Source organism: Actinomadura oligospora ATCC 43269, assembly GCF_000518265.1.
Taxonomy (GTDB): domain Bacteria; phylum Actinomycetota; class Actinomycetes; order Streptosporangiales; family Streptosporangiaceae; genus Spirillospora; species Spirillospora oligospora.
The window spans coordinates 221,692-235,611 of the sequence record NZ_JADG01000007.1 but is presented as its reverse complement, the minus strand read 5'-3'; the positions used below and the strand labels follow the sequence as shown (position 1 = coordinate 235,611).

At 70.6% G+C, this 13,920-nt stretch carries 10 protein-coding genes, 1 tRNA gene and 1 pseudogene; 5 read left to right on the top strand and 7 right to left on the bottom strand.

The window, feature by feature from the left end:
* Positions 1-8: 8 nt before the first annotated feature.
* The gene (locus tag P696_RS44575; RefSeq protein WP_051467270.1) at positions 9-740 is read left to right on the top strand and encodes a L,D-transpeptidase; all 732 of its coding nucleotides are present in this window, start codon (positions 9-11) and stop codon (positions 738-740) included.
* Between the two features lie 37 nt (positions 741-777).
* Here the strand turns inward: P696_RS44575 and P696_RS0110395 are convergent, their stop codons facing one another.
* Positions 778-1,422 carry a LuxR C-terminal-related transcriptional regulator gene (locus P696_RS0110395; RefSeq protein WP_026412292.1) on the bottom strand — a complete coding sequence of 215 codons (645 nt, stop codon included), beginning with the start codon at positions 1,420-1,422 and terminating at the stop codon, positions 778-780.
* Positions 1,410-2,168: a sensor histidine kinase gene (locus tag P696_RS0110390; RefSeq protein ID WP_245627597.1), complete on the bottom strand. Its 759-nt coding sequence runs from the start codon at positions 2,166-2,168 to the stop codon at positions 1,410-1,412. The genes P696_RS0110395 and P696_RS0110390 overlap by 13 nt, the downstream gene beginning before the upstream one ends.
* A 506-nt stretch (positions 2,169-2,674) precedes the next feature.
* Between P696_RS0110390 and P696_RS0110385 the strand changes: the two genes are divergently transcribed.
* On the top strand, positions 2,675-3,874 hold the full coding sequence (locus P696_RS0110385; RefSeq protein WP_034484107.1) for a serine hydrolase domain-containing protein: 1,200 nt from the start codon (positions 2,675-2,677) through the stop codon (positions 3,872-3,874).
* Positions 3,875-4,708: 834 nt separating this feature from the next.
* Here P696_RS0110385 and P696_RS0110380 read toward each other — a convergent pair.
* A tRNA-Pro gene (locus tag P696_RS0110380) sits at positions 4,709-4,782 on the bottom strand.
* 80 nt (positions 4,783-4,862) lie between these two features.
* Entirely contained in the window at positions 4,863-5,792 is a 930-nt protein-coding gene (locus P696_RS44570) for a metallophosphoesterase (RefSeq protein ID WP_034484104.1), read from the bottom strand.
* Positions 5,793-5,893: 101 nt separating this feature from the next.
* Here P696_RS44570 and P696_RS0110370 point away from each other — a divergent pair, with 101 nt between their 5' ends.
* Positions 5,894-6,352, top strand: a complete 459-nt coding sequence (locus tag P696_RS0110370; RefSeq protein ID WP_026412289.1) for a GatB/YqeY domain-containing protein — start codon at positions 5,894-5,896, stop codon at positions 6,350-6,352.
* A gap of 102 nt (positions 6,353-6,454) precedes the next feature.
* Here P696_RS0110370 and P696_RS44565 read toward each other — a convergent pair whose 3' ends face one another.
* Positions 6,455-8,767 carry a penicillin-binding protein gene (locus tag P696_RS44565; protein ID WP_157429610.1) on the bottom strand — a complete coding sequence of 771 codons (2,313 nt, stop codon included), beginning with the start codon at positions 8,765-8,767 and terminating at the stop codon, positions 6,455-6,457.
* A 339-nt stretch (positions 8,768-9,106) separates the two neighbouring features.
* On the opposite strand from P696_RS44565, the gene P696_RS0110360 reads away from it, so the two are divergent.
* The gene (locus P696_RS0110360; protein WP_026412288.1) at positions 9,107-9,418 is read left to right on the top strand and encodes a WhiB family transcriptional regulator; all 312 of its coding nucleotides are present in this window, start codon (positions 9,107-9,109) and stop codon (positions 9,416-9,418) included.
* Between the two features lie 839 nt (positions 9,419-10,257).
* Here the strand turns inward: P696_RS0110360 and bagB are convergent.
* Both bagB and bagA read right to left on the bottom strand, forming a co-directional pair.
* Positions 10,258-11,385 (bottom strand): annotated as a pseudogene (gene bagB, locus P696_RS44560) (ATPase BagB); the annotation flags it as partial.
* A 166-nt stretch (positions 11,386-11,551) separates the two neighbouring features.
* Positions 11,552-12,547, bottom strand: a complete 996-nt coding sequence (bagA, locus tag P696_RS0110350; RefSeq protein WP_026412287.1) for an ATPase BagA — start codon at positions 12,545-12,547, stop codon at positions 11,552-11,554.
* Between the two features lie 255 nt (positions 12,548-12,802).
* On the opposite strand from bagA, the gene P696_RS44555 reads away from it, so the two are divergent.
* Entirely contained in the window at positions 12,803-13,876 is a 1,074-nt protein-coding gene (locus P696_RS44555; protein WP_084337197.1) for a slipin family protein, read from the top strand.
* Positions 13,877-13,920: the final 44 nt, after the last annotated feature.

Sequence of the window (13,920 nt, the reverse complement as noted above, 5' to 3'; positions counted from 1 at the left end):
CGGAGACCATGACGCACCCACTCAAGGCGCTTCTGGCCGGCACGGCGGCTGCGACGATCACCGCCGCCGTGCTGGCAGCCGCCCACCCAACTCCCGCGAACGCGTCCCCGCCGTCCAGCGGACGCGCACCACGCCCCATCGGCACCCAGGTGGCCACGCTCACCATCGACGCGTCCCGGTACGCCCGTCCGGGAAAGCGCGAGGGAGGCAAGGTCCCGGCCCGCTGGTTCGGCCGTCCGTCCGCGCTCCCGGTGATCGCGTCCCGTCCGGGCTGGGTCCGAGTCCGCCTGGCGCAACGGCCGAACGGCTCGACCACCTGGCTCCGCAGCGAGGACGTGAAGCTGAGCCGCACGCCCTACCGCATCGTCATCGACCTCTCCACCAAGCACCTGAAGCTCTACAAGGGAGACCGAGGCGTCATGTCGGCTCCGGCGGGCATCGGAGCCCGGGACGACCCGACCCCCACCGGCAGTTTCTTCGTGGCCTTCCGCCAGGGCCCGCCCCGTCCCAACCTGGGCTACGGCCCGTTCATCCTCGTCACGTCCGCCCACTCCGGCCGCATCGCCAACTGGGAACGCTCAGGCGACGCCGTCATCGGCATCCACGGCCCCCTTGGCCGCGACCGGGCCATCGGAACCCGAGGCGCCCGCATCTCCCACGGCTGCATCCGCCTCCACAACAGATCCCTGACCCGCCTCCGCGCCGTCCCCCCAGGCACCCCGATAGACGTCACCCACTGACCCGCCTGGGCACGGCCTCCACGGGCGTGCCCAGGGGTCACTGGCGGCTGAGGTAGGTGAGGACGGCGAGGACGCGGCGGTGACCGCTGTCGGCGGGGGAGAGGCCGAGCTTGGCGAAGATGTTGCCGATGTGCTTGTGGACGGCGTTCTCGCTGATGACGAGCCGGGACGCGATCGTGGCGTTGTCGGTCCCCTCGGCCATCAGGGCGAGCACCTCGCGCTCGCGCGGTGTGAGGGCGGCGATCGGGTCGTGGGCGTTGCGGGTGAGGAGCTGCGCGATCACCTCGGGGTCCATGACCGTGCCCCCGGCGGCGACCCGCCGCAGGGCGTCGACGAACTCGCTCACGCGGCTCACCCGGTCCTTGAGGAGGTAGCCGACCCCGCCGCGTCCGTCGGAGATCAGCTCGCCGGCGTACTGCTGCTCGACGTACTGGGAGAGGACGAGCACCGGCAGGCCGGGGTTGTCGCGGCGGGCCTGGAGCGCGGCGTGGATGCCCTCGTCGCGGAAGGACGGCGGCAGCCGGACGTCGACGATCGTGATGTCCGGACGGTGCTCGGCGACGGCGGCGAGGAAGCCGGGACCGTCCTCGGCGATGGCGGCGACCTCGAAGCCCCTGGACGCCAGCAGCAGTTCCAGGCCGCTCGAGAGCAGGACGTTGTCCTCGGCGATCACGACCCGCACGGCAGGCTCACGGTGATCGTGGTCGGGCCGCCGACCGGGCTGTCGATCGCGAACGCGCCGTCGAGCGCCAGGACGCGCCGCCGGATCCCGGCGATGCCGGTGCCGAGCGTCTCGTCCGCGCCGCCGATCCCATCGTCGGTGACCTCGACCGACAGCCGGTCGCCGTCACGCGAGACCCGGACGGCCGTCCGGACGGCCTGGCTGTGCTTGGTGGCGTTGGTGATCGTCTCGGCGACGGTGAAGTAGGCGACCGCCTCGACCGCCGCGGGGACCGTCCCGACGTCGCCGATGTCGAGTGTGGTGTCGATCGCCGACCGGGTCCCGAGGGCGATCAGCGCCCCGGCGAGGCCGCGGTCGGCGAGGATCGGCGGATAGATCGTCCGGATCACCTCCCGGAGTTCCACCATGGCCTCCTCGGTGCCCTCGTGCGCCTCGCGCAGGAGCCTCTCCATCATCTGGGGATCGTCCAGCGACTCACGCGCCGCGCCCAGCCGCATCGCGATCGCCACCAGCCGGGCCTGGGTGCCGTCGTGCAGGTCGCGTTCGATCCTGCGAAGCTCCGCGCCGTGCGCGTTCATGGCGCCGGCCCGCGTCTCGGTCAGCGTGTCCACACGCTCCGCCAGTTGCTCCGCGGCCGAGGGCGACAGCAACACGACACCGATCCGGGCGTGCAGCCGCGCCAGCAGCGGAACCAGCCGGTAGGTCAGTGCCGCGAGGACGACGAACTGCGCGACCCCCAAGGTCAACGCCGTCCCCCACCCGGACACGGGAACACCCGCGCCGAAGCCGCCCGCACGGGTCCCGTCAGGCAACGCCCACCACAAAGGCACTGTGACGGCCGTCGCCACCGCGTTCCCGGCACACAACACCGCGACCAGCCCGAACGCCAGACTCGTCACAATCCATGTGCCCAGCCACCCGAGCACGCGCCACCCACCAGCACGGACGGGACCGGTCTCCGAAGTTCTCAACAACCGTTCACCGCGCCGCCGATGCCAGCCCGCCCAGCCGCGAGTCACGGCCGGGACGACGAGAACGGGCAGCGCGGGCAGGGCGACAGCGGCGGTGAGCAGGCTCCCCAACAGGTAACCCAGCCCCCGCCACATCGCCGAAAGCCGACCGGCCCCATGGTGGTTCATTCGTCCTAGTTTGAGCCATCGCGCCCGACCTCGGCACTACAGCCCACTACCCCTTCCTCTCACTGGTGAGCTGTATCGTCCGCGGCCCCCTGCCAGACCTAGCGTCGTTGCCCATGACGACCTCACCACGACGCCCCCGCCGAACCCTCCTGGCCGTGGCCGCCCTCGCGGCCGGAACCCTCGCCACCGGATGCGCGTCCGGCGCGAACGCCGTCGGCGCGAGCGCCAGGAACGACCAGACCCCGCTCCAGCGCGACGCCGACGCGATCACCGCCCTCGGCGTCCCCGGCGTCCAGGCCCGCGTGCTCACCGCCGACGGCCGGAACCTGACCGCCACCAGCGGCGTCGCCGACCTGAACACCCGGCAGCCGGTCTCCCCGGACGGCTACTTCCGCATCGCCAGCGTCACCAAGGCGTTCACGGCCACCGTGATCCTCCAACTGGTCGGCGAAGGCAAGCTCCACCTGAGCGACCCGGTCGACCGCTGGCTGCCCGGCGTGGTGTCCGGGAACGGCAACGACGGCAAGGCGATCAAGATCCGCCACCTGCTCCAGCACACCAGCGGCATCCACGACGACTACCCCGACTACACCTCGGCCAAGGACTTCGAGGAGCACCGGAACGACACCCACACCGCCGCCGAACTCGTCGCCAAGGCCATGACCCACCACCCGGACCTCAAGCGCCCCGGCAAGGGCTGGATGTACTCCAACACCGGCTACGCCCTGCTCGGCATGATCATCGAGCGCGTCACCGGACACCCCTGGCACGAGGAGGTGCGCACCCGGATCGTCCAGCCGCTCGGCCTCCAGCACACCTTCTGGCCGGGCAGTTCGCCCAAGCTGCCCGAGCCCCACGCCAAGAGCTACCAGCAGTTCAAGCCCGACGAACCCCTCGTGGACGTCACCGAGCAGGTCAGCCTGGCCAACAACGGAGAGGCCGGACTCGTCTCCACGACCGCCGACCTCGACCGCTTCTTCCAGGCCCTCCTCGGCGGACGCCTCGTCCCCCAGGCGCAGATGGCCCAGATGAAGCACACCGTCCGCATCGCCAAGCAGTTCGAACCGCTCATGCCCCGCGCCCGTGACGGACTCGGGATCTTCTCCCACCCGCTCCCGTGCGGCGGCACCTACTGGGGCCACGAGGGCGGCGACTCCGGCTGGATCACCGCCACCGGCGTCACCCCCGACGGCCGCCGCAGCGTCACCGTCTCCCTGACCGGCGTCCAGGCCAAGTCCGAAGAATCCGTCCTCAAAATCTCCCAAGCCGAAAACAAACTAGTAGAAAACGCCCTCTGCCAGCCCACCGCCTAGAAGATGTATCGAAGGGGCGGAATGAGACAGCAAATCCCAAGACCACCAGAAACCCCGCCCCCTAATACTTGAACCCTCGGCGGACTCCGAGACGGCCTGGTCCCAAACGCAGGAGCGTGACGGCAGTGAGCATCCGCCCAGCGCGCCCCGCCACTCCAGGCGACAGCTTGATCAGCCGGACGCTGGCAGCCCACCCGGGCGACGTACAGGCCGTCACCGACCGAGCCCAGAGGACGTCTTGCCCGGCCAGCTGGCTGCCCTACCTCCGCCACGACCGACCACGCCGGGACGGCAGAACATCCCCAGAGTCCGGATACCTAGATGCCGTGGCGGAGGCGACGCCCACGAATCCGTCGGCCCAGGTCGCCCGAATACGCGACACCCGGGCACCAGCACGACGACCAAGCACACCCGAGCGAAGAAACCGCTCCTCGACGACGGCCGCACCCACCCGCATAACAGCCAGCCTCAGCACGTACACACAAAGCGAATGGTCGGACTGGCACCCGCACACGCGAATTCGCCAAACTCGGCCAGTTCCCTGCAGGGTCATCCGCACCGGCGACAGCCATCACATCGTCATCGGTTGCCGGCCACGTGATCGCTGCTCCGCACGAGGCGGCTCCACCTCGGGGCAGTCCCTCGCGCTCTTCCTGAACGCTAAGGGATCGGCAGCAGCCTGAAGAGAGGCTCATGCCGGCGGCAGGGGTGTCCACGCCTCGACGGCACGGACGACGCCGGGGATGACGTCCAGCTCCGGGGTCGAATCACTGACAAACGATCAAGAGGCCGGGTCTCCGTGAGGAGAACCGGCCTCTGACCTGCTACAACCTGTCGGGGTGGCGGGATTTGAACCCACGACCTCTTCGTCCCGAACGAAGCGCGCTGCCAAGCTGCGCTACACCCCGGTTGGTGGCTGCCCGGGAGTCGTACGTTCTCCCGGCGCCTGAACCAACTCTAGCGGATGCCGGGGAGTGCTGTGGACGGGTTATCGGGGGGAAGTGGGCCCCTCCGCCGGGTTCGGGCGGGGGACGAGGGTCAGGAGGGTGGCCTCCGGGGGGCAGCAGAAGCGGATCGGGGCGGTCGGGGAGGTGCCGAGGCCGGCGGAGACGTGGAGCCAGGCGCCGGAGTAGGGGTGCAGGCCCTTCACACGGGGGCGGTCGATGCCGCAGTTGGTGGCGAGGGCGCCGTAGAAGGGGACGCAGACCTGGCCGCCGTGGGTGTGCCCGGCGAGCATGAGGTCGTAGCCGTCGGCGACGAAGCGGTCCAGGTTGCGGGGCTCGGGGGAGTGCAGGACGCCGAGGTGGACGTCGGCCTGGGGGTCCACCGGGCCCGCGATCTTGTCGTAGCGGTCGCGGTCGATGTGCGAGTCGTCGATGCCGCCGAACTCGACGTCCAGGTCGCCGACCTTGAGACGGCCGATGCGGTTGTTCAGGTCGAGCCAGCCCGCGGCTCGGAGCGAGGACGCCAGCTCGCGGTACGGGAGGTCGGGCTCGCGGCGGCGCTTGGCGTAGTCGGACTTGCTGGTGCGCCAGACGTACCGGAGCGGGTTCTTGAACGTCGGCGAGTACAGGTCGTTCGAGCCGAAGACGAACACGCCGGGACGGTCCAGGAGGGGGCCGAGGGCGTCCAGGAAGGGGCCGACGGCGTCGCGGCGGCCGAGGGAGTCGCCGGTGTTGACGACGAGGTCCGGCTCCAGGGCGTCCAGGGCGCGGACCCATTCGATCAGGCGGCGGCGGCCGGGGGTGAGGTGCGCGTCCGACACGTGCAGGATCCGGACGGACGGACGGCCCTGCGGCAGGACGGGGACCTCGACCCGGCGCAGCCGGAACCAGTTCCGCTCCACCAGTGAGGCGTACCCGAACGTCGCGGCGCCCGCGCCCGTCAGGGCCAGGGGCACGCTGTAGAGCTTTCGCACGGTTCTCCCTCCGGCGGATGGTCGCCCCCAATGGTTCCAGAGTCCCGGGCCACGCGGTAATCCTGGTGAGGCCACCGGGGCGCAGCGGGCATCATGTGACCATGAGTGCCCTGAAGGAGAAGCTGGAGGCCGACCTCTCGGTCGCCATGAAGGCCCGCGACGAGGTGCGCACCCGCACCCTGCGGATGGCGCTGACGGCGGTCAAGAACGAGGAGGTCGCCGGAAAGCAGGCCCGCGAGCTGTCCGACGACGACGTGGTCCGGGTGCTGACCCGGGAGGCGAAGAAGCGGCGCGAGGCCGCGCAGGCGTTCGCGGACGCCGGCCGGACCGAGCAGGCGCAGGCCGAGCGCGACGAGAACGAGGTGCTGGACGGCTACCTGCCCGCGCAGCTCGCCGACGTCGAGCTGACCGCGCTGGTCGCCGACGCGATCGCCGAGACCGGAGCCGAGGGCCCGCGCGCCATGGGCCAGGTCATGAAGGTCGTGAACCCCAAGGTCGCCGGACGCGCCGAGGGCGGTCGCGTCGCCGCCGAGGTGAAGCGCCAGCTGGCCTCGTCCTGATCCACGGGTCGTGGACGGCCCGGGAAACGCGGAGGCCCTGGGAAACGCGGAGGCCCCGGCGGCGGATCGCTGCCGGGGCCTCGTCGCGTTCGCGGCCGTGGATCAGAAGGGCCAGGGCCACCCGCCGCCCTGGTTGGGCGGCTGCTGTCCCTGACCGGGCTTCCGGTTCTTCGCGGAGCCGTTGCTCAGGTAGATGATCACGACGGTGTTGGTGTCGGCGTCGGTGCCCGCGCCCGGCGAGGTGGACGCGACCGTGCCCTTGGGCTGGTCGGAGTTCACCGGCTTCGGCGAGACCTTCACCTGGAACCCGGCGGACCTGAGCGCTGCCTGCGCCGCGCCGAGCGCCTGGCCCTTCAGGTCCGGGATCTTGGTGGTGTCGCCGAAGTTCTTGGTGGGCGAGGTGAAGCCGGGGGCGGGTTTGCCCGCGAGGGCGCCGCGCATGGACCGCGCCCAGATCGGGGCGGGGATGTCGGCGCCGTAGACGCCGTAGACCGGGTGCGACCAGGGCCCGCGGAAGTCCCAGTAGGCGACCGCGGCGGCCAGGTTCGGGGTGTGGCCGGCGAACACGGCGCAGGTGAAGTTCTCGCAGGTGCCTGTCTTGCCGGCGGCCGGACGGCCGATGCCGCCGATGTTGGACGCGGTGCCCTTGGTGAGGACGCCGGTGAGGATCGAGTTGACCTCGTCCGCGACGCTGGAGTCGACGGCCTGGTGGCAGTCCTGCGCGGGGAGCTTCAGCGACTTGCCCTGCGGGTCGACGATCTGGGTGATGGCGACCGGCGAGCAGTACCTGCCGCGCGCCGCGAAGCCCGCGTAGGCGGCGGCGAGGTGCACCATGTCGATGTCGTTGGTGCCGAGCACCTGGGACGGGTTGGGGTCGAGCGGCGCCCCGGTGGCCTTGCGCAGGCCGAACTTCTCGGCCATCTTCACCGCGTTGCAGACGCCGACGCGCTTCTCCAGCTCGGCGTAGAAGGTGTTCACCGAGTGCCAGGTGCCGCTCTTGAGGTTGAAGTTGCCAGCCTCGGAGTCGCCGGCGTTGCTGACCGAGGGCCAGGGGCCGCCGCCGCTGAGCTTGCCGATCTTGCACATCGGAAAGTTCACCGAGGTGGTCTGCGGCGAGTTGATCGTGGTGCTGACCGGGATGCCCTGGTCGAGCGCCTCGGCGAGGGTGAAGACCTTGAAGGTCGAACCGGCGGAGACGCCCGCGCCGCCGCCGTGCGCGGTGTCGGCGGCCAGGTTCAGGCTGGTGCGGCCCTTGGAGTCGCCGAACCGCTTGCTCTGCCCCACCGCCAGGAGCTTGCCCGTGCCGGGCTGGACCATCGCCTCGGCCGCGACCCGGTTGCCGCCCGGCGCGACGGTGCTCCGCAGCGCGGTGTCGAGGGAGCGCTGGGCGTCCATGTCGAGCGTCGTGCGGACGGTGTAGCCGCCGCGGTTGAGCTTGTTGACGAACTCGACCTGCTGCTTGCCGGGGAGCGACCAGTACTTGCCGTCCGAGAGCACGTTGAGGATCTCGTACTTCACGTACTCGCAGAAGAACGGGGCCTTGCTGGTCTCGCAGCCGCCGGTCGGGTCGGTGCGCTTCAGCTTGATGGGCTTGGCGACGGCGGCGTCGGCCTGCGCCTTGGTGATGTGCTTGAGCTGCTCCATGCGGCGCAGGACGGTGTCGCGGCGCGACTTGGCGGCCTGCGGGAACCGGATCGGGTCGTAGGCGTTCGGGTTCTGCGTGATGCCCGCGAGCAGCGCCGCCTGCTCCAGGGTGAGCTGGGAGGCGGGCTTGGTGAAGTAGCGCATGGACGCGGCCTGGATGCCGTACGCGCCCGCGCCGAAGTAGGCGATGTTGAGGTAGCCCTCGAGGATCTTGTCCTTGGACATCTTGCGCTCGATGTCGAGGGCGTAGCGCAGCTCGCGCAGCTTGCGGCCGGCCGTCGGGGCGGTCGCCTCCTGGTACTCCTTCTGGTTGCGCGCGCGGTCGACCAGGATGTTCTTGACGTACTGCTGCGTGAGGGTGGACCCGCCCTGCGTGCCCTCGGACTCGACGTTCGACGCCAGGGCGCGGATGGTGCCCTTCAGGTCGAGGGCGCCGTGCTGGTAGAAGCGGTAGTCCTCGATGTCGACCATCGCGGTGCGCATGATGGGCGTGACCTGGTCGAGCCGGACCGACTCGCGGTACCGGTCGAAGAAGGTCGCGATCTGGGTGCCGGCCGCGTCGTAGACGACCGTCTTCTCCGACGGCGGGGTCGAGTCGAGCTTGCTGTCCATGCTCTCGAAGTTCTCCGCCGCGTCCCGCGCCGTCATGCCGGTCGATCCGACCCCCGGCAGGACGATCAGCGCGACCAGGACGCCCGCGGCGACGCTCGCCGCGAGCAACCGGATCAGCGTGAGGACGACGTTCCCCCGACCACCGTTCGCATCATGCACCCGACTAGAGTACGCGGGACGACCAGTGCATTCGGGACGGGTTACCCCGCCACGCCGCGATTTAGCCCGAACATGGTCCTCCCCACCGGTACGTTCCCGTAGGCGTGTCCCAAGCGTGGGACAACCGGCGGCATGCCTCGCGCGTCAAGTACAGGTAACTAGTCCGTTCCGGCGGTATGGCCCCGGTGGGCTATATCGAGAATGGGCCCATCGGGGACTGTTGAATCGTCCCTCGCTTCCGTAAGTTCTTCCCCACGGCTTTCGTTTGGCGGCCCGACGTCCGCGCCCGTCTGGCCATAGAGCGCAAATCGACACAGACCCTAGGGGAGTGGGGCCAAGATGTGGATCACGGATTGGACCGCCCGCGCCGCCTGTCGTAACGCGGATCCGGACGCCCTGTTCGTGCAGGGTGCGGCGCAGAATCGGGCCAAGCTCATCTGCCGTGGCTGCCCGGTGCGGACCGAGTGCCTCGCCGACGCCCTCGACAACCGGATCGAGTTCGGTGTGTGGGGCGGGATGACCGAGCGGGAGCGGCGCGCGTTGCTCCGGCGGCGACCGGACGTGCACTCGTGGCGCGAACTGCTGGAGACCGCCAAGGAGGAGTACGAGCGGTCGGTCGACGGCGACGAGAGCGAACTCGTCGCCAGCTAGGCCCGTCCCGCCGCGTCCGGCGAGGGAGCCTTCGCGCGGAGCGCGTTCCTGGGAGGGCGGTCGGCTGCCGCCGACCGGACACGCGAACTCCGCGCACAAGCACCATGCGAACCCATCGGACGCGCACACCGCGGACGCGGACGTGAACATCACGGCCGCGCACACCGCGGACGTGAGCATCGCGGACGCGTGAGCGTCGGGCATCGACCCGGGCGCGAACGCGACCGCACCGGACGCGAGCACGGACGACATGACGCACGGCCGCGGACCCGAATCGTCCCCGAGACGGGTCCGCGGCCGTTGTCGTCCCTGGTCAGGCCGCGATTTCGGATGCGCCCGAAACTGAAAGGACGCCTTACCGCAACGCGCTATGACCGTATCCGGTCACGGTCTTGTGGTTTGTGCGTCGGTTGCTACGGAGACTGCCGATCCGACGCGCGTCACGACGGTAGGACGGCGAATGCCCGGCGGGGGCCATTCACCCCCCGGGCATTCGCCGTTAATCCGGATGTATGCCGACGATTGCGGCGCGTCCCGAATTTCTCGGAAGAACTCCGCAAATCCCCAGGTCAGGCCGCCGGAGATCCGGCCGATCCCGCCGCGCCCGTGGTTCCGCTCGTCCCGCCGGACGCGCCGTCCGTCTCGTCCCCACCGCCCGCGTTCGCCGCGCCGTCCGCGTCAGACGTGTCGTCCGCGTTCGGCGCGCCGTTGGCGTCGGACGTGCCGTTCGTGTCAGACGCGCTGTTCGCGTTGGACGTGCTGTTCGCATCGTTCGAGACGTCTGCGCGTGTCGTGTCGTTCGCGTCGGAGCCCTGCGTGGTGGCCTCCGTGCGGCGTTCGCCCGCCATGTCGGCGCCCACGCGGCGGAGTCCGTCGAGGTCGTGGACGTCCTCGGCCTGCGCGGGGACGGCGACGACCGGGACGGTCGGATGCGCGGACGAGAAGTGCTCGCGCAGCCGGGCCTCGCGCGCGGCGAGCTGGACGCGGTCGGTGTGCAGGCGCAGCAGGGCGGCGGTGAGCGGGTGCTCGCCGCGCTCCTCGAGCGTCTCGGCGGCGGCCTGGGAGCGCGCGGCGGACAGCAGGGCGTCGGCCTCGTGCACGCGGTTGACGACCAGTCCGGCGAGCGGCATCCGCTCCTCGGCGAGGCGTTCCACGAAGTAGGACGCCTCGCGCAGCGCGTCCGGCTCGGGGGCGGCGACGACGAGGAACGCGGTGCCCGGCGTCTGGAGCAGCCGGAAGGTCTTCTCGGCGCGCTCGCGGAACCCGCCGAACATCGTGTCGAACGCGGCGACGAAGGTCTGCACGTCGCGCAGCAGCTGGACGCCGAGCACCTTGTTGATGACGCCGGTGAACATGCCGAACCCGGCGCTGATCACCTTGACCCCGAACCGGCCGCCGGTCTTGGCCGGGGCGGCGAGGATCTTCATGAACCGGCCGTCCAGGAAGCGGCCCATCCGCTCGGGCGCGTCCAGGAAGTCCAGCGCGTTCCGGGACGGCGGGGTGTCGACGATGATGAGGTCCCAGGCGCCGGAGCGGTGCAGCTGGCCGAGCTTCTCCATCGCCATGTACTCCTGCGTCCCGGACAGGGACGAGGAGAGCGACTGGTAGAAGGGGTTGGCGAGGATCTGGCGGGCCCGGTCCGGGTCGGCGTGCGCCTCGACGATCTCGTCGAAGGTGCGCTTCATGTCGAGCATCATCGCGTGCAGCTCGCCGTCGCCGCCGACCTCGATCCGGCGCGGGCTGTTGTCCAGTTCGGACAGGCCCATCGACTGGGCGAGCCTGCGGGCCGGGTCGACGGTGAGGACGACGACGTCGCGACCGCGCCGGGCGGCGCGCACGCCGAGCGCGGCGGCCGTGGTGGTCTTGCCGACGCCGCCGGAGCCGCAGCAGACGATGATCTTGGTGCGCGGATCGTCCAGCAGCTCGTCGACGTCCAGCGCGGGCGGGGTCTTGCCGGTCGGGCTCATCAGACAGTCTCCGTCGAACCAGTGGTCGTGCGGCGCGTCCGGACGCCGCCCTCCTCCTCACGTGCCCGCGCGTCCGCCGCATGGCGCGGCGCGTCCGCCGTGACGCTCGCCTCGTGCGCGTGTGAGGGACGCACGAGGCGGACGTGTCCGGCGCCGGGGCGCGGGGTCATGCGGCGCCTTGGGCGCGGAGGGACTCGGCCAGGTCGTAGAGACCGGCGAGGTCCATGCCGTCCGGGAGCAGGGGGAGGGTGTAGCGGGGGAGGTCGAGGCCTTCCAGGCGCTCCTTCTCGCGGGCCTGGAGGGCGGTGCGGCGGGCGTGCTCGGCGGCCTCGGCGGTGAGGACGGCGGCGATCTGCTCGGCGTCGTGCTCCAGCCCGGCGGCCTTCACCCCGCGGACGATCTCCTCGGCGTCCAGCCCGTCCGCGGCGGCCTCGGCGAGGGCCTCCGGCGGCAGGACGGGCTTGTGCTCCATGTTCACGATCACGCCGCCGACCGGGAGCCCGGCCTCGCGCAGGTCGTGGATGCCGTCCATGGTCTCCTGGACGGGCATCTCCTCCAGCAGCGTGACGAAGTGGACGGCCGTCTCGGGGCTGCGCACCACCTTCATCACGGTGTCGGCGTGGTTGCGGACCGGGCCGACCTTGGCGAGCCCGGACACCTCCTCGTTGACGTTGAGGAACTTGGTGATGCGGCCGGTCGGCGGGGCGTCCATGACGACGGCGTCGTAGATGAACGAGCCGTCCTTGTTCCGCCGCCGGACGGACTCGGAGGTCTTCCCGGTGAGGATGACGTCGCGCAGCCCGGGGGCGATCGTGGTGACGAAGTCGACGATGCCGAGCTTGGTCATCGCCTTCCCGGCCCGCTTGAGGTTGTAGAACATCTCGAGGTACTCGATGAGCGCCTCCTCGGTGTCCACGGCGAGCGCGTGGACGTCGCCGCCTTCCGGGGCGACCGCGACCCTCCGTTCCTCGTAGGGCAGCGGCGGGACGTCGAAGAGCTGGGCGATCCCCTGCCGCCCCTCGACCTCAACCAGCAGTACCCTGCGGCCTCCCGCCGCCAGGGCCAGGGCGAGGGCCGCGGCCACGGTGGTCTTGCCCGTGCCGCCCTTCCCCGTGACCACGTGGAGGCGTACGCCGTCCCAGTCGGTGTCTCTCGCGCTCACCCGATCGACCATATCGTTCGCTCGGCAAGGACTTCAGAGCCCGGCTCCCGGTACATAAGTGATCCCTGACACGATGCCCTCCCGACGTGCGGACCGTTGTCTCGGACGTGCCCACGCGGTTAGCTGGGAAACGCGAACCGGACGCAGGTCCGCCGTGTCCGATCACCGCGACCGGGCAGGGCGCGACGCCGGGCGGCCGGTGCGCGCGGGTCCGGGCGTCGGACCCGGGGCAGTTCGGCTGAAAGGTGGCCCGCCATGGAGGTGGTCCTCTTCCTCGTCATAGTCATCGGGGTGCTCGGACTGATCGGACTGGGCTCGTCGGCCCGGGTCGTCCAGCAGTTCGAGCACGGCATCGTCTTCCGGTTCGGCCAGGTGCAGCGCGGCGGCCAGCTCCGCCCGGGCGCGGTGCGCAGGCCCGGCCTGACCTTCATCGTGCCGTTCGTCGAGCGGATGCAGAAGGTCAACCAGCAGACGGTGACCATGGGCGTGCCCGCACAGGAGGGCATCACCCAGGACAACGTGAGCGTGCGGGTGGACGCGGTCGTCTACTTCCGGGTGGTGGACCCGGTGAAGGCGATCGTGAACGTGCAGAACTACGGCTACGCGGTGTCCACCGTCGCGCAGACCTCGCTGCGGTCGATCATCGGCCAGTCCGACATGCAGGAGCTGCTGGGCGAGCGCGAGAAGATCAACGCGCGGCTGCGCGGGATCATCGACAACATCACCCAGGACCCGTGGGGCATCCTGATCGAGCGCGTCGAGATCAAGGACGTGTCGCTGCCGGAGGGCATGAAGCGGTCGATGGCCCGGCAGGCCGAGGCCGAGCGTGAGCGGCGCGCCCGGATCATCACCGCGGACGGCGAGTTCCAGGCGTCCAAGCGGCTGGCCGCGGCGGCCGAGATCATGTCGCAGGACCCGGCGGCCCTGCAGCTGCGTCTGCTGCAGACCGTCGTCGAGGTGTCGGCGGAGAAGAACAGCACGCTGGTCATGCCGCTGCCGGTCGAGATCCTGCGGTTCTTCGAGCGCGCGGCGGGCGGGTCGCTGTCGGCTCAGAGCAGCGGCGAGAGCAGCCCGAAGCAGGACCTGAGCGAGCGCCTGGCCAAGGCTGAGCAGGACCTCGCCAAGGCCACCGAGAAGGGCTCGGAGATGGAGGCGGTCGAGGACGTCCCGCCCGTCCTGGGCCTGGACGAACCGCAGCGCCGGGAACTGGACGAATCGAAGCCGCGAGATGAGCGCGGTGAGGACACTCCGGAACTGACGCGCCGGGAGTACCCGCGCCCCATCGAGGACACCAACGGCGGTCAGTCGGAACCCCGTCCTCCGCAGTAGGCCGTGTGGCGTCCCCGGCTTTCCAGTGCCCCGGGGACGCCGCA

Coding starts and splice junctions, on each gene's coding strand:
- P696_RS44575 (WP_051467270.1), top strand. CDS start 9: ATGACGCACCCACTCAAGGCGCTTCTGGCCGGCACGGCGGCTGCGACG.
- P696_RS0110385 (WP_034484107.1), top strand. CDS start 2,675: ATGACGACCTCACCACGACGCCCCCGCCGAACCCTCCTGGCCGTGGCC.
- P696_RS0110370 (WP_026412289.1), top strand. CDS start 5,894: ATGAGTGCCCTGAAGGAGAAGCTGGAGGCCGACCTCTCGGTCGCCATG.
- P696_RS0110360 (WP_026412288.1), top strand. CDS start 9,107: ATGTGGATCACGGATTGGACCGCCCGCGCCGCCTGTCGTAACGCGGAT.
- P696_RS44555 (WP_084337197.1), top strand. CDS start 12,803: ATGGAGGTGGTCCTCTTCCTCGTCATAGTCATCGGGGTGCTCGGACTG.